Source organism: Pseudomonas fluorescens, assembly GCF_902497895.1.
Classification (GTDB): domain Bacteria; phylum Pseudomonadota; class Gammaproteobacteria; order Pseudomonadales; family Pseudomonadaceae; genus Aquipseudomonas; species Aquipseudomonas fluorescens_BP.
Genome location: NZ_CABVHQ010000018.1, coordinates 40876 through 60051, shown reverse-complemented (window position 1 = coordinate 60051; position 19176 = coordinate 40876). Strand labels below are relative to the sequence as shown.

At 59.6% G+C, this 19176-nt stretch carries 16 protein-coding genes and 1 pseudogene; 7 read left to right on the top strand and 10 right to left on the bottom strand.

Annotation, left to right across the window (positions count from 1 at the left end):
* Positions 1-816 carry an HDOD domain-containing protein gene (locus F8N21_RS11680; protein WP_191624292.1) on the bottom strand — a complete coding sequence of 272 codons (816 nt, stop codon included), beginning with the start codon at positions 814-816 and terminating at the stop codon, positions 1-3.
* A gap of 311 nt (positions 817-1127) precedes the next feature.
* Here F8N21_RS11680 and F8N21_RS11675 point away from each other — a divergent pair, with 311 nt between their 5' ends.
* The 3 genes from F8N21_RS11675 (at position 1128) to ilvD (ending at position 5773) form a co-directional block, all read left to right on the top strand.
* Positions 1128-2324: a class I SAM-dependent rRNA methyltransferase gene (locus tag F8N21_RS11675; RefSeq protein WP_150642281.1), complete on the top strand. Its 1197-nt coding sequence runs from the start codon at positions 1128-1130 to the stop codon at positions 2322-2324.
* Positions 2325-2472: 148 nt separating this feature from the next.
* Positions 2473-3672, top strand: coding sequence for an MFS transporter (locus F8N21_RS11670; protein WP_150642280.1), 1200 nt, complete (start codon positions 2473-2475; stop codon positions 3670-3672).
* 259 nt (positions 3673-3931) lie between these two features.
* Positions 3932-5773, top strand: a complete 1842-nt coding sequence (ilvD, locus tag F8N21_RS11665) for a dihydroxy-acid dehydratase (RefSeq protein ID WP_150642279.1) — start codon at positions 3932-3934, stop codon at positions 5771-5773.
* A gap of 221 nt (positions 5774-5994) precedes the next feature.
* Here the strand turns inward: ilvD and F8N21_RS11660 are convergent, their stop codons facing one another.
* Both F8N21_RS11660 and F8N21_RS11655 read right to left on the bottom strand, forming a co-directional pair.
* Positions 5995-7050, bottom strand: a complete 1056-nt coding sequence (locus F8N21_RS11660; RefSeq protein ID WP_150642278.1) for a haloacid dehalogenase-like hydrolase — start codon at positions 7048-7050, stop codon at positions 5995-5997.
* A 464-nt stretch (positions 7051-7514) separates the two neighbouring features.
* Entirely contained in the window at positions 7515-8027 is a 513-nt protein-coding gene (locus F8N21_RS11655) for a dihydrofolate reductase (protein ID WP_150642277.1), read from the bottom strand.
* A gap of 94 nt (positions 8028-8121) precedes the next feature.
* Between F8N21_RS11655 and F8N21_RS11650 the strand changes: the two genes are divergently transcribed.
* Both F8N21_RS11650 and F8N21_RS11645 read left to right on the top strand, forming a co-directional pair.
* A complete protein-coding gene (locus F8N21_RS11650) occupies positions 8122-9501 on the top strand; it encodes a DUF2868 domain-containing protein (protein ID WP_150642276.1) in 1380 nt (459 codons plus the stop codon).
* Positions 9494-10867 carry a GTPase/DUF3482 domain-containing protein gene (locus F8N21_RS11645; RefSeq protein ID WP_150642275.1) on the top strand — a complete coding sequence of 458 codons (1374 nt, stop codon included), beginning with the start codon at positions 9494-9496 and terminating at the stop codon, positions 10865-10867. Before F8N21_RS11650 ends, F8N21_RS11645 begins: the two co-directional genes overlap by 8 nt.
* A 57-nt stretch (positions 10868-10924) precedes the next feature.
* On the opposite strand, the gene F8N21_RS11640 is transcribed toward F8N21_RS11645, so the two are convergent.
* From F8N21_RS11640 to F8N21_RS11625, 4 genes and pseudogenes are all read right to left on the bottom strand, one after another.
* The gene (locus tag F8N21_RS11640) at positions 10925-11458 is read right to left on the bottom strand and encodes a hypothetical protein (protein WP_150642274.1); all 534 of its coding nucleotides are present in this window, start codon (positions 11456-11458) and stop codon (positions 10925-10927) included.
* A 225-nt stretch (positions 11459-11683) separates the two neighbouring features.
* Entirely contained in the window at positions 11684-12214 is a 531-nt protein-coding gene (locus tag F8N21_RS11635) for a hypothetical protein (RefSeq protein WP_150642273.1), read from the bottom strand.
* Positions 12215-12335: 121 nt separating this feature from the next.
* Positions 12336-12479: pseudogene (locus tag F8N21_RS11630) on the bottom strand (phosphohydrolase); the annotation flags it as partial.
* 7 nt (positions 12480-12486) lie between these two features.
* A complete protein-coding gene (locus F8N21_RS11625; RefSeq protein ID WP_150642272.1) occupies positions 12487-14757 on the bottom strand; it encodes a heavy metal translocating P-type ATPase in 2271 nt (756 codons plus the stop codon).
* A gap of 85 nt (positions 14758-14842) precedes the next feature.
* On the opposite strand from F8N21_RS11625, the gene cadR reads away from it, so the two are divergent.
* Positions 14843-15292, top strand: a complete 450-nt coding sequence (cadR, locus tag F8N21_RS11620) for a Cd(II)/Pb(II)-responsive transcriptional regulator (RefSeq protein WP_150642271.1) — start codon at positions 14843-14845, stop codon at positions 15290-15292.
* Between the two features lie 165 nt (positions 15293-15457).
* On the opposite strand, the gene F8N21_RS11615 is transcribed toward cadR, so the two are convergent.
* The 3 genes from F8N21_RS11615 to F8N21_RS11605 form a co-directional block, all read right to left on the bottom strand.
* Positions 15458-16429 (bottom strand): thymidylate synthase, encoded by a 972-nt coding sequence (locus F8N21_RS11615; RefSeq protein ID WP_150642270.1) that lies wholly within the window; start codon positions 16427-16429, stop codon positions 15458-15460.
* Between the two features lie 48 nt (positions 16430-16477).
* Entirely contained in the window at positions 16478-17290 is an 813-nt protein-coding gene (gene lgt, locus F8N21_RS11610; protein ID WP_150642269.1) for a prolipoprotein diacylglyceryl transferase, read from the bottom strand.
* Positions 17291-17373: 83 nt separating this feature from the next.
* Positions 17374-18156 (bottom strand): sulfite exporter TauE/SafE family protein, encoded by a 783-nt coding sequence (locus F8N21_RS11605; protein ID WP_150642268.1) that lies wholly within the window; start codon positions 18154-18156, stop codon positions 17374-17376.
* Between the two features lie 136 nt (positions 18157-18292).
* On the opposite strand from F8N21_RS11605, the gene F8N21_RS11600 reads away from it, so the two are divergent.
* Complete coding sequence (locus F8N21_RS11600; protein ID WP_150642267.1) at positions 18293-19039, top strand: NRDE family protein; 747 nt, start codon at positions 18293-18295, stop codon at positions 19037-19039.
* Positions 19040-19176: the final 137 nt, after the last annotated feature.

Genomic DNA, 19176 nt, shown 5'->3' with positions numbered 1-19176 from the left:
TCAACGGTGAGCGCCCAACTCGCGAATCGACTCTTTGAGGTTCTCGAAGTCGTAGTCCGAAAGACCGACATAGTCGAGCACCATATGGCCGATGCTGTTCCACTCGTGGTCATCGATCTGATTGCCGAGGACCCGGTAGGAGGCGCAAATGTGTTCAGCCATCTTCAGTATCGCCAACAGGTTTTTCAACTGGCTGTTGCGCGACGATTCTTCGCTGAAGATCGCCAGCGCATTGTGGTGATTGGCGATCGCGTTGGTCACATGCTCCGGCAGACGCCAGGACTTCGCGGTGTAATAACCGACCACGGCATGGTTAGTGTTGAACGCCCGGTTCTCGGTGTCCACCACACGCCATTGCGCGCTGGCACTGGCATAAGACTCTTCGAGCACGGCCATGTAATTGGGGAAGCGCTTGAGCATCAGCGGCACTCCACAATCATGAAACAACCCCAGGGCATAGGCTTCATCCACCGCTTGCGAGCCCACGCGCTTGGCCAAGGTCAGGGAGGTCATCGCCACATCCTGAGCGTTGTCCCAGAAACGGTTCAGGGTGACGATGGTGTCGTCGTTCATTTCGCCCTTGATCGACTGGGCGTTGATCAAATTGATGACCGAGCGGCTGCCCAACAGGTTCACGGCTCGCTGGATCGACGCGATCTTGTTGCTCAGCCCGTAATACGGCGAGTTGACGACCTTCAGTAGTGCCCCGGAGAGGCCTGGATCCTGAGCAATCAACCGAGCGATGACTTCCAGGTCCGGGTCCGGCATGTACTGCTCCATCTGCAAATCCACCATGATTTGCGGTTGAGGCGGCACGCTGATGCCTTGCAAAACCTGTTGGATCTGTTCGGCGGAAAGCTCTTGGGACATAGATACACACTCTGGGCTAGGCGGCGATTCTAACCCTTATAAACTCCGATCCGACACCACCAAAACCCGATGCAACGCCGGACTTTCTGTAGGAGCGAGCTTGCTCGCGATGGACGTGAACGATAACGCGTGTTTTCTGAATAAACGCGCCGCCCTTGGGACCATCGCGAGCAAGCTCGCTCCTACAGTCCATCCGGCAGCGCGGCCATTTACTACACAACAGGCTATACTCCCGCTCTTTTTTCCGGAGCGACGTCATGTCCCTGCCAAGCCTGCGCCTCAAAGCCAACGCCGACCGTCGCCTGCGCAACGGTCACCTGTGGGTCTACAGCAACGAAATCGATGTAGCCGCCACTCCGCTGCACGGCTTCAAGGCGGGCGATCAAGCGATTCTGGAAGCTGCCGGCGGCAAGCCGCTGGGCATCGTCGCCATGAGCCCGAACAACCTGATCTGCGCACGCTTGCTGTCCCGTGACATCAAGTTGCCGCTGGACAAGTCGCTGCTGGTGCACCGCCTCAACGTGGCCCTGTCCCTGCGCGAGCGGCTGTTCGATAAACCCTTCTATCGTCTGGTCTTCGGTGACTCCGATCTGCTACCGGGCCTGGTGGTCGATCGTTTCGGCGACATTCTGGTGGTCCAGATCGCTTCGGCGACCATGGAAGCCCATAAAGACGACGTGATCGCCGCGCTGACCCAGGTGATCAAACCCAGCGGCATTCTGTTCAAGAATGACTCCGCCGCCCGTGATGCCGAAGGCCTCAACCGCTACGTCGAAACCGTCTTTGGCCTGGTGCCGGAGTGGGTTGCCCTGGAAGAGAACGGCGTGAAGTTCGAAGCGCCAGTCATGGCCGGCCAGAAAACCGGCTGGTTCTACGACCACCGCATGAACCGCGCCCGCCTCGCCCCGTACGCCAAGGGCAAACGCGTGCTCGACCTGTTCAGCTACATCGGCGGCTGGGGCGTGCAAGCGGCAGCCTTCGGCGCCAGTGAAGTGTTCTGCGTCGACGCCTCGGCCTTTGCCCTCGACGGCGTCGAACGCAACGCCGCGTTGAACGGCTTCGCCGAAAAAATCACCTGCGTCGAAGGCGATGTCTTCGAAGCCCTGAAAGAACTGAAAGCCAGCGAAGAACGCTTCGACGTGATCGTCGCCGATCCACCGGCCTTCATCAAACGCAAGAAAGACCTGAAGAACGGCGAAGGCGCCTACCGTCGCCTGAACGAGCAAGCCATGCGCCTGCTCAGCAAAGACGGGATTCTGGTCAGCGCTTCGTGCTCCATGCACCTGCCCGAAGACGACCTGCAAAACATCCTGCTGACCAGCGCCCGTCACCTGGACCGCAATATCCAGCTGCTCGAACGCGGCGGCCAGGGTCCAGACCATCCGGTACACCCGGCAATCGCCGAAACGCGCTACATCAAGAGCATTACTTGCCGGTTGTTGCCTAACAGCTAAGGCAAAAAGAGCGCTCCCACCCCCCGTGCGTGGGGGTGAGGGAAGATTCCGACACCACACTCGGAATCCTCCCTCACCCGCCCACATTGACTTCCCCTGCCATCAATTCAATCCTCGTCCACCCCTCATGGACCGAGCGCACTGATTGATGACTCACCCTCGTCACCCCCCGAAAAAAACCTCGGTCATCCTGCTGTTGATGACCATGACGTTGCTCGGTGTTTTCCCCCTGGATGTGGTTCTCCCGTCCTTTCCCGCCCTGTCCGACTACTTCCGAACCTCGTCCTCCGACATCGCCCTGTCCGTCAGTGTGTTTGCCATCGGCCTGGCGTTGTCGGTGGTGCTGATCGGGCCACTGTCCGATTTGCTGGGCCGCAAGAAACTGTTGCTGGGAGGCATTGCCGTCGCGGTGGTCGGCGCAACGGGCTGCCTGTTTTCCAGCGAATACCGTTGGTTTCTGGGCTTTCGCGTGATTCAGGCCGTGGGCTGCGGGTCCTTTGTGTTGTCTCAGGCACTGGTCCAGGACCTGTTCGCCGGCCGGGAACAGGAACGAATCAGGATCTGGATGGTGACCGGCGGCGGGATTTTCATTTCGATTTCGCCCCTGCTCGGGACCTGGTTGCAATTACATCTGGGCTGGCAAGGCAGCTTCTATATCTTTATCGCGATTGCCGCGGCGGTGTTTTTAAAAGCCTGCTTCTTTCTTGAAAACGCGCCAGCCAAAACAGCCGGCCCGCGCCATAACATCATCCAGTCCTACCGCACGGTCTGTTGCGACTTTAGGTTCCTTGCCTACTGGCTGATTTGCGCGATCGTGTTTGCCTGCCATTTTTCCTTTATCGTTATCTCGCCGCTGATCTTCATGGAACAGTTGCAACTGTCCGCCTATGAATTTTCACTGACCCTGCTGCTCTACGGCGCCGCCTACATCATCGGCGGAATTATCGCCGGGCTGCTCAGCACTCGAATCAATGCCAACACCCAGATCATCGCCGGGTTATGCCTGATCTTCTTCTCGGGACTGGTAATGCTGTGTCTATTGAATCAGTTCGGCGTATCCACCTTGACCGTATTGATCCCGATGATCATCTGCACGGCCGGCACTACCATCACCCGGCCTGCCGCCACCTCCAAAGCCATGAACCTGTTCCCGGACAACGCCGGCACCTCGGCTTCGGCAGGCAACACCCTGATTTTTATCTTCGGCGGCCTTATCAGTGCACTGATCAATCTGACCGCGAATAATCTGGAATCGACCCTAGCTGCGTGCTTTCTCATATTGAGTGTCGCGGGATTGGTCCTGAATGCACTCACCCGTCGCGGCAATTGCGCTCTGATTGCCGACTGAAGACCTGCCAGTCGTCAGCCGCCACGGGATGTCACCTCTGACTCAACACTTCCCGCCATTCCTTCCTGGCGCCAGTTGTGTAGAATCGCACGACTCATCGCCAGTCATCCCCCGGCGGGTTTATGAGCTCAAGCCCAGACACGCGGCGATCCCGCAGTGTTAACGGCATCTTCCGGGCACACGGCCATTTCTGTGTGTTCCAGACGTCAATAGAAGCTCACTTCCCTTTTGATACCTGATTAGCCGCCCGGAGTGCTACATGCCTGATTACCGCTCGAAAACATCCACCCATGGCCGCAACATGGCCGGCGCTCGCGCACTGTGGCGCGCCACGGGGATGAAAGATGCCGACTTCAAAAAGCCGATCATCGCCATTGCCAACTCGTTCACTCAATTCGTACCCGGCCACGTCCACCTCAAGGACATGGGCCAACTGGTCGCTCGCGAGATCGAGCGCGCCGGTGGCGTCGCCAAGGAATTCAACACCATCGCGGTGGATGACGGGATCGCCATGGGCCACGACGGCATGCTCTATTCGCTGCCGAGCCGCGAGATCATCGCCGACTCCGTCGAGTACATGGTCAACGCTCACTGCGCCGATGCGATCGTCTGCATCTCCAACTGCGACAAGATCACCCCCGGCATGCTGATGGCCGCCTTGCGCCTGAACATCCCGGTAATCTTCGTTTCCGGCGGGCCGATGGAAGCCGGTAAAACCAAGCTCGCCAGCCACGGTCTGGACCTGGTCGACGCCATGGTCATCGCCGCCGATTCCAGTGCTTCTGACGAGAAAGTAGCTGAATACGAGCGTAGCGCCTGCCCGACCTGCGGCTCATGCTCCGGCATGTTCACCGCCAACTCGATGAACTGTCTGACCGAAGCCCTGGGCCTGGCCTTGCCGGGCAACGGCACGGCACTTGCCACCCACAGCGATCGCGAGCAGCTTTTCCTGCAAGCGGGCCGCACCATCGTCGACCTGTGCCGTCAGTACTACAACGACAACGATGACTCGGTATTGCCGCGCAACATCGCCAACTTCAAGGCGTTCGAGAACGCCATGACGCTGGACATCGCCATGGGCGGCTCGACCAACACCATCCTGCACTTGCTGGCGTCGGCTCAAGAAGCCGAGATCGACTTCAACCTGCAGGACATCGATCGCCTGTCGCGCAAAGTCCCGCAGCTGTGCAAGGTCGCGCCGAACATCCAGAAGTACCACATGGAAGACGTGCACCGCGCTGGCGGGATCTTCAGCATCCTTGGCGAACTGGCCCGTGGCGGCTTGCTGCACACCGACCTGCCGACCGTGCACAGCAAGACCCTGGCCGAGGGCATCGCCAAATGGGACATCACCCAGACTGACGATGAAGCCGTTCACACCTTCTTCAAAGCAGGCCCGGCCGGTATCCCGACCCAGACCGCATTCAGCCAGTCGACCCGTTGGGAAACCCTGGATGACGACCGTGAAAACGGCTGCATCCGCAGTGTCGAGCACGCTTACTCGCAAGAAGGCGGCCTGGCCGTGCTGTACGGCAACATCGCCCTGGACGGCTGCGTGGTGAAAACCGCCGGAGTCGACGAGTCGGTTCATGTGTTCGAAGGCAATGCAAAAATCTACGAAAGCCAGGACAGCGCCGTACGCGGCATCCTTGCCGACGAAGTGAAAGCCGGCGACATCGTGATCATCCGTTACGAAGGCCCGAAAGGCGGTCCGGGCATGCAGGAAATGCTCTATCCGACGTCCTATCTGAAGTCCAAAGGCCTGGGCAAAGCCTGCGCACTGCTCACCGACGGCCGCTTCTCCGGCGGTACCTCGGGCCTGTCCATCGGTCACGCTTCGCCTGAAGCCGCGGCCGGTGGCGCGATTGGCCTGGTTCAGGATGGCGATAAGGTGCTGATCGACATTCCGAACCGCTCGATCAATCTGTTGATCAGCGATGAAGAGATGGCTGGGCGCCGTGCCGAGCAGGACCAGAAAGGCTGGAAACCGGTGGAAAAGCGTCCACGTAAAGTGACCACCGCACTGAAAGCCTACGCCTTGCTGGCGACCAGCGCCGACAAAGGCGCGGTGCGTAACAAGGCGATGCTCGACGGGCTGTAAGCAACAATAAAAATGCCCCGCCACTGCGGGGCATTTTTTTGTTTTCAGAAAGACCAAAGATCAAAAGATCGCAGGCTTCGCCAGCTCCTACGCCGATCGGGTACACCCGTGAAATTCTGGCTATACGCGATCCCGTAGGAGCTGCCGCAGGCTGCGATTTTTTTCGGTGCGGCGCCAATCCCAGAAGATCAAGATCAAAAGATCGCAGGCTTCGCCAGCTCCTACAGGATATCTTCCGGCTTGACGATCACCCAGTTCTTGTCCGCTGTCACCGCCAGGCCTTCTTTGGCCTGAGCCGCGGCGTGCTTGGCCATCATGCCGTTAATCTGGGTCATGTATTTGTCCTTGCGGTTGATCCACAGGTGGATGCCACCCTTGGCCACGTCGACGCTGTGAAACAACATATAGCCGTCGCTGGTCGGGGTATCGCCGCCCACCAGAACCGGTTTTTTCCATTCGTCGATGTAAGTCAGAATGGCTGCCTGCTTGCCGGCCATCCAGGTTGCAGGCGTCCACAGGTACGGCGTCAGCTCGTGGCCAAGGTTGGCCTTCTCGTCATATTTGCCGGCAGTGATCTGCTTGCGCGCAGTGGTCAGTTCGCCGGTCTTGGGGTCCTTGAGCAGCAGGCTCACGCCGATCACGTTCTGCGGTTTGACGTTGTAGCCGTACTTCGGATCGGAAGCGACCATCCGCACCAGTTCTTCGGAGGCGGCGGTCATCACGTAGACTTCGATGCCGTTCTCCATCAGCTTGTTGTAGAGCTCCTTCTGACCGGTGAAGATCTTCGGCGGATTCACTTCGATGGTCTTGACCACATCGCCTTCGTAATAGGTGCTCGGCACCGGCTTGCCAGAGGCCAGTAGCTCGTCGACGTAGCCCTTGAGCTCCTTGAGGGTAAAGCCGGAGAAGACTTGCGCGACCCATGGGTAGCAGACCATGTCGTCGAGTTCGCAAAGGCGGTAGTAGTAGCTGAACAGGCTTTCCTGGTGATCGGCGCTGTCCTTGAACGGGATCAGTTTCAGGGAGGGATCGAGTTTTTCGCGAGTGATCAGGCCTTTGTTTTCCATGAACGGCAACAAAGACTCTTCCAGATCGTAGCGGTAACTGGTGTTGTCCATGTCGAACACCGCGTAGTTACCCTTGTTGGCGTTGGCCGCGATCATCGCGTCCAGTTGCCTGGCCTGGTCTTGCGGCCAATGCTTCAAGTCGGTGGCGAATGCCTGACCGGCAAGGCCCAGGCACAGCGCGGCGGCAAACAATCTCGGAGCGAGCTTCATATGCGTTTTCTCCCTGAACTGAAGCTATCGACGCTAACAAATCCCTATGACAGTCCTCTCCTGCGCGCGACTGCTTGCGTTCTGATCACGTCATCGGCATTCGCCTGAGCGTCAGCGGCTTATTCCAAAAACGACAGCAATCATTCCACACAGATATTAATTCGTTAGATATCAAACTGTTAGGATTCTCGGCTGGCAATCGCAACCCAAGGCGATTGGCACAAGTCTTTATGGAGCTTCAATGAATCTGCCGCTGATCCTCAATCTCCGCTGTGGATCGCGACGCTGGTGGCGATTGTGACCTTGAGTTCGGCCGGGGTCGGCGGTGGTGCGACCTTTGCCGCGATCTTTTGATTTTTGCCGCCAAAAGATCGCAGCCTGCGGCAGCTCCTACAGGTTCAGGGTTGAATCACAAATCGTGATCAACCCCCTGACCCGTGGGAGCGGGCTTGCTCGCGATGCTTTTAAGCTTTCTCCCAAACCTCGAAGCTGTACGCCGGCTTGTCATCCACCGCCGGGTTCTCTGTAGTGGACACCAGCTTCCACTGCGCCCGATCAAACTCCGGAAACCACGCATCGCCTTGCGGACTCAACGCCACGCGAGTCAGGTACAACCGATCGGCCTGCGCCAGCGCTTGCGCATACAACTGCGCGCCGCCAATCAGCATCACCTCATCGACGCCCTGCTCCCGGGCCCATTCTTCAGCGCGGACCACGGCAGCCTCCAGCGATGGATAAACCTGCGCGCCTTCCAAGCGCAAATCCGCCTGACGACTGACCACGATGTTTAGCCGGCCCGGCAACGGACGACCAAGGGAATCCCAGGTCTTGCGACCCATGATGATCGGCTTGCCCAGGGTGGTGGCCTTGAAGTATTTGAAATCCCCCGGCAAGTGCCAGGGCATGCTGTTGTCGACGCCGATCACACGGTTTTCACCGAGGGCTGCGATCAGGCTGAGGGGGAGAGTAGTTTTCATGTTGGCGAGGATACCAGAGGCAATCGTGCTCGCAACGTGCCCGATTGGCATCCAGCGGTTATGCTCTTGGCTCACTTGAGCAATGGGATGGCGCGTGACTGCACTGACTCCGCTGGAAAGTCTCTGGCTGACTGAAACTGTACGCCTGCGGGAAGAACACGCAGGCCCTTTGGAAGACCTCGAAGCCAACCGCCTGGCTCGCAGCGCCGGGGGCGACCTGCCGAGCCGGATCCAGTATCGCGCCAGGTGGCTGGCCGACCGCGATGGGCTCACTGATGCGCTACGCCATTGGCTGCAGGGCGCACGACTGGCATTGATCGTGCTGGCGCTACTGGCGGTGGTCAGCGGTGCCGGTCTGGCGTTTGCCGCGCTGGGCAACGGCCAGGCTCCGGTCAATGTGTTCTGGGCGCTGGGCAGCCTGCTGGGTTTGAACTTGATTCTGCTGTTCGGCTGGGCCTTGGGTCTGCTGTTCGCTGGTGAGCACAGCGCCAGCCTGGGGCGCTTATGGTTGTGGCTCAGCGAAAAACTCGCGCGGGATGCCAAAGCCGCACAGTTGGCACCCGCCCTGTTGCTGTTACTGCAACGCAAGAAGCTCAATCGCTGGGCCGTCGGCGTACTGGTCAACGGCTTGTGGCTGCTGGCGCTGCTCAGCGCCCTGGTAATTGTGCTGATGCTGCTGGCGACCCGGCGCTACGGTTTCGTCTGGGAGACCACCATTCTCGGTGGCGAGACCTTTGTCGCCATGACCCAGGCCCTTGGCGCCCTGCCCGCCGTCTTGGGTTTCAGCGTGCCAACCGAGGACATGATCCGCGCCAGCGGCGATGCCGCGCTGAATATCGAAAGCGCCCGGCAAGCCTGGGCGGCGTGGCTGGTGGGGGTGCTGCTGGTCTATGGGCTAGTGCCGCGCCTGCTGCTGGCGCTGTTCTGTTTGTGGCGCTGGAAACACGGCCGCTCAGCTTTGCGCCTCGACTTGAATCTGCCCGGCTACAGCCAGCTGCGCGAACGCCTGATGCCCAGCAGTGAACGGCTCGGCATCAACGATGCTGCACCCGAGCAATTGCCGGTGATTCAGAGTGGCGTCAGCGCATTGGAAAGCGATGGCGCATTGCTGGTCGCCATCGAGCTGGACGATCAACGTCCGTGGCCGCCGCAACTGCCAAAAACCGTCAAAGACGCCGGCATTCTTGACAGCCGTGAATCCCGGCAAAAGCTCCTCGAGCAAATGAGCCGCTTCCCCCCGGCGCGTCTGGCGATTGCCTGCGACCCGCGTCGTTCGCCGGATCGCGGCAGCCTGGCACTGATCGCCGAACTGGCCCGCAATGCCACGGCGACCCGCGTCTGGCTGCTGCAAGCGCCACCTGGCCAGGCGCTGGACGCCGAACGCCTCGGCGACTGGCACGTCGCTCTGCAACAGTTGGAATTACCCTTCGCCGATTGTGCCCCGCTGAACTGGTTGGAGAATGGACATGACTAAGCCATTGAAGCTGGCCGTGGTCGGTCACACCAACGTCGGCAAAACCTCGCTGCTGCGCACCCTGACCCGGGACGTCGGCTTCGGCGAAGTCTCCCATCGCCCGAGCACTACCCGCCACGTCGAAGGTGCGCGGTTGTCGGTGGACGGCGAAGCTTTGCTCGAACTCTATGACACCCCGGGGCTGGAAGACGCGATCGCCCTGCTCGACTATCTGGAACGCCTGGAACACCCCGGCGAACGCCTCGACGGCCCCGCACGACTGGCGCGGTTTCTCGACGGCAGCGAGGCGCGCCAGCGTTTCGAACAGGAAGCCAAAGTCCTGCGCCAGTTGCTGGCCTCGGATGCCGGGCTCTATGTGATCGACGCCCGGGAGCCGGTGCTGGCCAAGTACCGCGATGAGCTCGCAGTGCTCTCCAGCTGTGGCAAGCCGCTGTTACCGGTGCTGAATTTCGTCAGCAGTGCCAACCACCGCGAACCCGATTGGCGCGAGGCCCTGGCCCGCCTGGGATTGCATGCGCTGGTGCGGTTCGACAGCGTAGCCCCGCCGGAAGACGGTGAACGGAGGCTCTACGAGAGCCTGTCCCTGCTCCTGGAAAGTTCTCGCGATCAACTGGAGCGGTTGATTGCCGACCAACACAAGCAACGCCTGGCTCGTCAGCAAAGTGCCGCACGCTTGATCGCCGAACTGTTGATCGACTGCGCGGCCTGTCGCCGTAGCGTGGTCAGCGAAGCCAAGCAAGAACAGCAAGCCATCAGCGAACTGCGCAAAGCCGTTCGCCAACGGGAACAACGCTGTGTCGAAGCACTGCTCAAGCTCTATGCCTTCCGCCCGCAGGATGCTGCAGCCAGTGATCTACCCTTGCTCGATGGCCGCTGGGGCGACGACCTGTTCAACCCGGAAACCCTCAAGCAGCTGGGCGTTCGGGTCGGCGGCGGGATTGCCGCGGGCGCGGCGGCCGGTGCCGGAGTGGACTTGCTGGTGGGCGGCCTGACCCTGGGCGCCGCCGCGCTGGCCGGGGCCATCGCTGGCGGCGCACTGCAAACCGCCCGCAGTTATGGCAGTCGCTTGCTTGGCAAGATCAAGGGCCAGCGCGAATTGACCGTTGACGACAGCGTGCTGCGCCTGATTGCCTTGCGCCAACGGCAATTACTGCAAGCGCTGGACCTGCGCGGGCATGCGGCGATGGACAGCATCCAGGTCGCCACCCCGCAAGACAAAACCTGGCGCGAGGGCAAGTTACCGGAAGCACTGCACAAGGCCCGGGCGCACCCACAATGGTCGTCGCTTAATCCTCAAGCGAAGCTGAGTCAGGCGGAGCGGCAGGAGCAGGTTGAAGTGTTAGCCCTCAAACTCAATGAAGCTTGAAACGATCACTTCAAAAAAAAACGCTTGTCAGCCCCATCCCGGCCAGCAGCCCGCTGATCATTTCCATCTGAATTTCAGGAAGGTATCAGCCAGCCGCCGGACCAGCGCCTCGTCTACTTCGTCGATAATACCGTCATGGTTCACATCAAAATGGATGTTCCACTCGAGCGTCCCATCGTTGTCAAAGTCGTAGGCCGCATGCCAGGAGGCCAGCGTTCGCTCGCTCGCCTCGCCAGCACCTTCGTGCAACTGCAAACGTACGGTGTCGGGCGTACCATCGGCATAAAAGTCTTCAGCGAATATTTTGAGGTAGCGCTTCCAGACCGCTCCACGATTGAACCAGTTCAGCTGTAGATAGGCGTTGGCGAAGGTTTCCAGTAATCGCTCATCGACGGTGTTTTCCCGGCCGTTGTTCGTCACGTCGCCCATTTTGTAGTCGACCTTGCCATCAGCTGTCAGGTCCAGAGCAAAGGCCGTATTGACCAGAATATCTTCAGCCCCGCCCCCCGGCTGTTCATAGAACTGAAGGAGTACCGTTTCTGCTTTGCCATTTCGAAGACGATCTTGAGCGGTAACTTTTAAGTAGCGCATGGGAATACCATTGAATGTAAGGAACCCCAAACGCTAGTCGCCTCGAATAAAAACCTCTACGACTTGAGTTCCGCACGACCTGTAGGAACTGTCCTGATTCATCCCGCCCTTACTTACGCTACTGCGCAGGCTGATGACGCAGCACGGATTCTATTCCGATCGCTCCCGCGTCGCAGAACGGGAACGATCGTCAGATGGCCAGCCACCTTGCGTGTTACCGACCGGTCATTTCCATTTGAACTTCAGATATTCTTTGCTCAGCAATTTCACATGACGCTGATCCACTGCGTCGATATCACCATCATTATCCATGTCGAAATGGATAAGCGAATCCAGTTTCCCGTCATTGTTGGTGTCGTACGCAGAGGCGGTATAGACGATGGTTTCATCCGTCGGTTTGCCCATACCCTGGTGGAAGTGCAGGCGCACAGTATCGGGAGAGCCATCCCGGGCAAAGTCTTCGACGAAAATCTTCATATAGCGCTCCCAGGTATCGCCTTTGTTGAACCAGTTCAGTTGCAAGTAGGCGTCCGCGAACTTCTTGAGCAGGCGCTCGTCCCTGGTGTTTTCCTGACCATCGTTATTCACATCGCCGACCTGGAAATCAACCTTGCCGTCTGCCGTGATGTCAAGTGCATAAGCCTTATGGATCAGTTTGTCTTCGGCATTTTCCATTGCTTCGAAAAAATGTAGAAGAACGGTATCCGCACGATGATTGCCGCTGCGATCCTGGGCGGTGACTTTCAAATAGCGCATGTAGGTGTCTCTTGAAGACCAAAGGTGCTTCAAGACTATCGTCAGCCGCGAGAATGCCCCACATGACAACTCCTGCATTGCAGTAAGAGCTTTCTCTAATCAACGAGAGGCAATCAGCGGATCACGCCACCAGCAAGCGCCGGGCCTTTTCCTTCAAGTCTTCAAGGTCCAGCAGCGGCACCCCCATGTCCTTGGCCTGCTCATCCCAATGTCTCATCCGCAGACCGACAGCGCACAGTGGGTCCTGCTCGAAAAGCTCAGCCTCTCATCGTCTATTTGCGCAACAGGCGCAAACCATTGAACACCACCAACAGGCTCACACCCATGTCGGCAAATACCGCCATCCACATGGTGGCGAGACCGGCGAAGGTTACTCCAAGAAAGATTGCCTTGATGACCAGTGCCAGAGCGATATTTTGCTTGAGGATGCTTGAGGTCCGCCGCGAAAGCCGGATAAATGCCGGAATCTTGCGCAGATCGTCGTCCATCAGGGCGACATCGGCGGTCTCGATGGCGGTATCGGTGCCAGCCGCGGCCATGGCGAAACCAATTTCGGCACGGGCCAGGGCCGGGGCGTCATTGATGCCATCGCCGACCATCCCGACCCGATGACCCTGGGCGTACAAGGCTTCGATGGCTTGCAGTTTGTCGGTTGGCAGCAGATCCCCCTTGGCCTGATCAATGCCGACTTGCGCGGCAATCGCCTGAGCGGTGTGGACGTTATCGCCCGTCAGCATCAGGGTCTTGATCCCCAACTCGTGCAATTGCCGGATCGCCTCGCGACTGGACTCTTTCACCGTGTCGGCCACGGCGAACAGCGCCAGCGGGCCTGAGGTGTCGAGCAGCAACACGACGGATTTGCCCTGTTTTTCCAGGGCGAACAGCTTCTCTTCCAGCGCGGGCGAACACAGACCCAACTCTTCCACTAATCGATGGTTGCCCAAGTGATAGACCTGACCGCCGATTTCTCCGCGCACACCACGACCGGCCAATGCTGCAAAGTTATCCACAGCGTGCAACGGGAGTTGTTTATCCACAGCCCCGCTGGCAATAGCCAGCGACACCGGGTGATCGGAGCGCCCGGCCAGACTGGCGGCAATCCCCGGAGCGATCTGCTCGGCGATCGGATCAAGGGACAGATAATCGGTCTGCACCGGTTTGCCGTGGGTGATGGTGCCGGTCTTGTCCAGCGCCAGGTAATCGAGCTTGTAACCTCCCTCCAGATAGACCCCGCCCTTGATCAGGATGCCTTTGCGCGCCGCCGCCGCGAGACCACTGACAATGGTCACTGGAGTGGAAATCACCAGGGCACATGGGCAAGCAACCACCAACAGCACCAGTGCGCGGTAGATCCAGTCGAACCAGACACCGCCCATGAACAGTGGCACAATCACCGCCACGCCCAGGGCGAAAATGAACACCACCGGCGTGTAGACCTTGGCGAAGGTGTCGACGAAACGTTGAGTCGGTGCCCGCGCGCCCTGGGCCTGCTCGACGGCATGAATGATCCGCGCCAGGGTCGAGTTATTGGCGGCCGCCGTCACTTGGTATTCCAGGGAGCCGGACTGATTGATGGTTCCGGCGAAGACTTTGTCACCGATGGTTTTCTCGACCGGCAGACTTTCGCCGGTGATCGGCGCCTGATCGATGGTCGAGTTGCCGGACACCACTTCACCGTCCAGGCCGATGCGCTCGCCCGGTCGGACCCGGACCCAAGCTCCCGGCTCAATGCTTTTCACCTCCTGCTCAAGCCAACTGCCGTCGGCCTGCCGCACGATGGCCTGCTCCGGAGTCATCTGCATCAGGCCGCTGATGGCATTGCGTGCACGATCCAGGGACTTGGCTTCGATCAGCTCGGCCACGGTGAACAGGAACATCACCATCGCTGCTTCCGGCCACTGGCCGATCAATACTGCCCCTGTAACCGCGATGCTCATCAGCGCATTGATGTTCAGGTTGAAGTTTTTCAGGGCGATCCAGCCCTTCTTGTAGGTGCCAAGACCACCGCTGAGAATCGACACCAGCGCGATCAGTGCCACCACCCAGGTCGGCGCCGCACTGGTGAAGTGGATCACTTCGGCGGCCAAGGCGCTGACGCCGGACAGGGCCAGCGGCCACCAGGGCTTTTTCGCGGGAGCCGTGATGGTTATCTCGGCATCGGTGCCCTGCTCGATCGGCTCGGCCTGCATGCCGAGGGATTTGATCGCGTCGATGATCGGCGCAGTGGACGGCAGGTCGTGAGTAACTTCCAGCACCCGATTGATCAGGTTGAATTGCAATTGCTGCACACCCGCAAGCTTACCGAGCTTGTTCTGGATCAGCGTCTGCTCGGTCGGGCAGTCCATGGCTTCGATGCGAAAACTGCTCAGCTGTGCGCCGGCCGTCAGGGTTTCGCTCAGCAGGATCCGCGATGGCGCAGCCTTGGAGGAACAGCAGGAATCCCCGTGACTGGCATGCTCGTGCTTCTGCACGGGCTGCAGCTTGTGGCTGTGATCGTGATCGTGCCCCGCCTCGGGCTTGTGGGTGTGAAGAGAATCGCTCATGAGGGTCCATCCGAAAAGGTGCCTGTTGCCAAGTAAAGACCCTGTAGCCACTATAGGGTCAAGCACCCATTCGGAGATTGCCGTTATGAAGATCGGCGAACTGGCGAAACTCACCGACTGCCCCGTCGAAACCATCCGTTATTACGAACGCGAAGGCCTGCTGCCGGAGCCTGCGCGCAGTGAAGGCAATTACCGCTTGTACACCCAGGCCCACAGCGAGCGGCTGACCTTTATCCGCAACTGCCGCACCCTGGACATGACCCTCGAGGAAATCCGCAGCCTGCTGGGCCTGCGCGACAGTCCACAAGGTCAATGCCAAAGCGTCAACGCCTTGATCGACGAGCACATCCTTCACGTCAAGGCGCGGATCGACGGTTTGCTGGCCTTGCAGGCACAACTGGTCGACCTGCGCCAACGCTGCAGCGAAGGGCCGGATATCGATCAGTGCGGGATATTGCAGCGGTTGGAGGTGAGTGGCGGGGTTGTAGCGACGGAAGGTGAGCATTCCCATATCGGGAGAAGTCATGGGCATTAAAAGGTTCGTGCGCAGACCGCTTTTGTAGGAGCTGCCGAAGGCTGCGATCTTTTGGCGCCCGCAGGAGCGCCGAAGATCAAAAGATCGCAGCCTGCGGCAGCTCCTACAGGATTTGTGCACATCCGCGATATCACGGGTGTATGCGGCCGGCGGGGTGGTAAAGGCTTAGACCGCCATCGGCGCGGTCATCGGCGCGTGGTGCTGATAACCCTCTAGCGAGAAGTCGCTCGGTTCGATCTGCTCCAGCCATTCCGGTTGGTAGACACCGGTCCTGGCAAACTCCGGCACTCGCTCGGAAATCACCAGTTTCGGCATCGGGAACGGCTCGCGGGTGAGCTGTTCGTTGAGCATGTCCAGGTGGTTTTCGTAGACGTGGGCATCACCGATGAAATAGGTGAACCAGCGCGGCGTGTAGCCGGTCAGGCGGCCGATCAGGCTCAGCAGCGCTGCGCCTTCGGTCAGGTTGAACGGCGTGCCCAACCCCAAGTCGTTGGAACGGATGTAGAGGGTCAAAGAGATTTCTTTGGTGTCGACATTCGGGTGGAACTGGTACAGCAGGTGGCACGGCGGCAAGGCCATTTCATCCAGCTGGGCGCAGTTCCACCCGTGGAACAGGATCCGGCGGCTGCCCGGATCCTTGATGATGGTGTCGAGGCACTGGCGAATCTGATCGATGGCCTTGTACAGCACCACGTAAGCCTGGCCGTCTTCTTCACCTTCGGCGATCTGCCGGTAGCCCTGGCTCAATGCCAGTTCGATCGCCGCCTGATTGCCGGTGTTGATCTGCTTGTACGCCGGCCATTTACGCCATTGCACGCCGTAGATCTCGCCGAGGTCGTCATCGCCCTGGCGGAACGGGTTGGCCAGCCATTGGGCGTTTTCGTTGGCGTTCTGGTCCCAGACCTTGCAGCCCAGGGCACGGAACTCGGCGGCGTTGTTCACCCCACGCAAGAAACCGACCATCTCGCCGATCGCCGATTTGAAAGCCATCCTGCGAGTCGTGATAGCCGGGAAACCTTCCTTCAGGTCATAGCGCAGCATGGCGCCAGGGAAGCTGATGGTGTTCACGCCGGTGCGGTTGGCCTGTTTGGTGCCGTTCTTGATGACGTGGGCGACCAGTTCGAGATATTGCTTCATGAGTTACCTGTGTCCTTGAATGCAGGGCCCGGGCCCTGCGATTCGAATTTAAAGCGCGGCGCTTTTACTTGCCGGAGCGCGGTGATACGCCAGCCAGATCAAGGCCAGGCCGCCGATGATCATCGGCAGGCACAACACCTGACCCATGGTCAGCCAGTTCCATGCCAGATAGCCGAGCTGCGCATCGGGTACCCGGACGAACTCGACGATGAAGCGGAAGATTCCGTAGAACAACGCGAACATCCCGGACACTGCCATGGTCGGCCGCGGTTTGCGCGAGAACAGCCAGAGGATAGCGAACAGCGCGACACCTTCCAGTGCGAACTGGTAGAGCTGCGAGGGATGGCGTGCCAGTTGCGCAGGATCGCTGAACGGAGGAAACACCATCGCCCAAGGCACGTCGGTCGGCTTGCCCCACAGCTCGGCGTTGATGAAGTTGCCGATCCGCCCGGCACCCAGGCCGATCGGCACCATCGGCGCAACGAAGTCCATCAGTTCGAAGAACGACTTGCCGTTGCGCTTGCCGAACCACCAGGCCGCCAGCATGACCCCGATAAAACCGCCGTGGAACGACATGCCACCTTTCCACACTTCAAAGATCAGCATCGGATTGGCCAGGTAGGCATGGAGGTCGTAGAACAGCACATAACCCAATCGACCGCCGAGAATAACCCCCATCGACATCCAGAAGACCATGTCGGAGAGCTTCTCCTTGGTCCAGGTCGGGTCGAAACGGTTCATCCGGCGCGATGCCAGCCACCAGGCGCCGCCAATACCGATCAGGTACATCAGGCCGTACCAGTGGATTTTCAGCGGGCCGATGGCCAGGGCCACCGGGTCAATCTGCGGGTAAGGCAGCATTGCGACTCCTCGTTAGAGTAGAAACCTAAAATTCCAGGCCGGAACATGCCACGCCTGGATTAAGCCAACATTGCGAATGTGTGTCAGAGCAGGAAGCTCAAACCCACGCAAAACAGCAATGCGGCAAACATCCGCTTGAGCAGGCGTGCCGACAGTCGGTGCGCCAGACGCGCGCCAAAACGGGCGAACACCATGCTGGTCAGGGCGATCCCGAGCAGCGCCGGCAAATAAATGAACCCCAGACTATGAGCCGGCAGCAATGGATCATGCCAGCCCAGAATCATGAAACTTAAGGCGCTGGCCAGGGCGATAGGCAGGCCGCAGGCAGAGGAAGTCGCCACCGCCTGCTGCATCGGCACGCTGCGCCAGGTCAGGAACGGTACGGTCAGCGAGCCGCCGCCAATGCCAAAAATCGCCGAGGCCCAACCGATCACGCTGCCGGCCAGGGTCAGACCGAGCTTTCCCGGAACGGTTCGGCTGGCCTTGGGTTTGAAATCCAGCGCCAGTTGCACGGCAATCACCAGGGCAAACACGCCGATGATCTTCTGCAGGTTCGGCCCGGAGATAGCTTCGGCGGTCAGCGCACCGAAACCCGCGCCGATCAGAATTCCCACGGTCATCCAGGCAAAGATCGGCCAGCGCACCGCGCCTTTGCGCTGATGCTCGCGGACCGCATTGACCGAAGTAAAGATAATAGTCGCCAGAGAGGTACCGACCGCCAGGTGCGTCAGCACCGACGCATCGAAATCTTGCAAGGTGAAACTGAACACCAGCACCGGGACGATAATTATCCCGCCACCCACCCCGAACAGCCCGGCCAGCACGCCTGCACAGGCGCCCAGCGCCAGATAGAGCAGAAATTCCATGGCCGTATCCCCAGGCATCCCAAAAACAGGAGCGGCATGGTAACGGATGCATGGCCTCGGGCTCCACTGTGGATGGCGATGGATCGACAGGCGATGACTGCGTAGAGTGAGCAAAAAACACACAGGGATCACCTTAATGTGCCTGATTGTTTTCGCCTGGCGGCCTGGCCACGCCCAACCGCTGATCGTGGCCGCCAACCGCGACGAGTTCTATGCCCGCCCGAGCCTGCCGTTGGCGCAATGGCCTGAGGCACCCCAGGTTTATGCCGGTCGCGATCTGGAGGCCGGGGGCACCTGGCTTGGAGTCGGTGCCGCTGGACGTTTTGCGGCGCTGACCAATATTCGCAACCCTCTTCAGACTCCGGCCCCTCGCTCACGGGGTGAACTGGTGGCGCGTTTTCTCAGCGGGGAAATGCCGGTCGACAACTATTTAGCCGACGTTGTCGCTAGATCGCTCGAATATGCCGGATTCAATCTGCTACTTGGCACTTCAAACGAATTATGGCACTACAACGCGCTGCAGTCTGAGCCTACCCTGTTGGCGGCAGGTATCTACGGACTGTCCAATGCAGGACTCGATACCCCATGGCCGAAAGTGCTCAAGGCCAAGGCGGCATTAAGCGAAGTCCTCGACGATCCGCAGCCGCAGGCGTTGCTCGCACTGTTGAACGATCCACAGACTGCGCCCTTCGCCGAACTGCCCGATACCGGGGTTGGCCTGGCGACGGAGAGTCTGTTGTCGAGCGTGTTTATTGCCAGTCCCAGCTATGGCACCCGCGCCAGTACCGCGCTGATCGTTAATGCCGATGGTTCACGGCACATGGTCGAGCGCAGCTTCGGGCCGTATGGCGGGCATTTGGGGGAGGTTGAGGTGAGGGCTTAGCCGTTGTCGGCACTGTGGCGAGGGGGCTTGTCGGAACGCCGCACCGCCCCGCTGGGCCGCGTAGCGGTCCTGAAACCAGCAACCGCGGTCTTTCAGAAAGAATGCATCAGCTGGGTTACGACTGCTGCGCAGTCGAG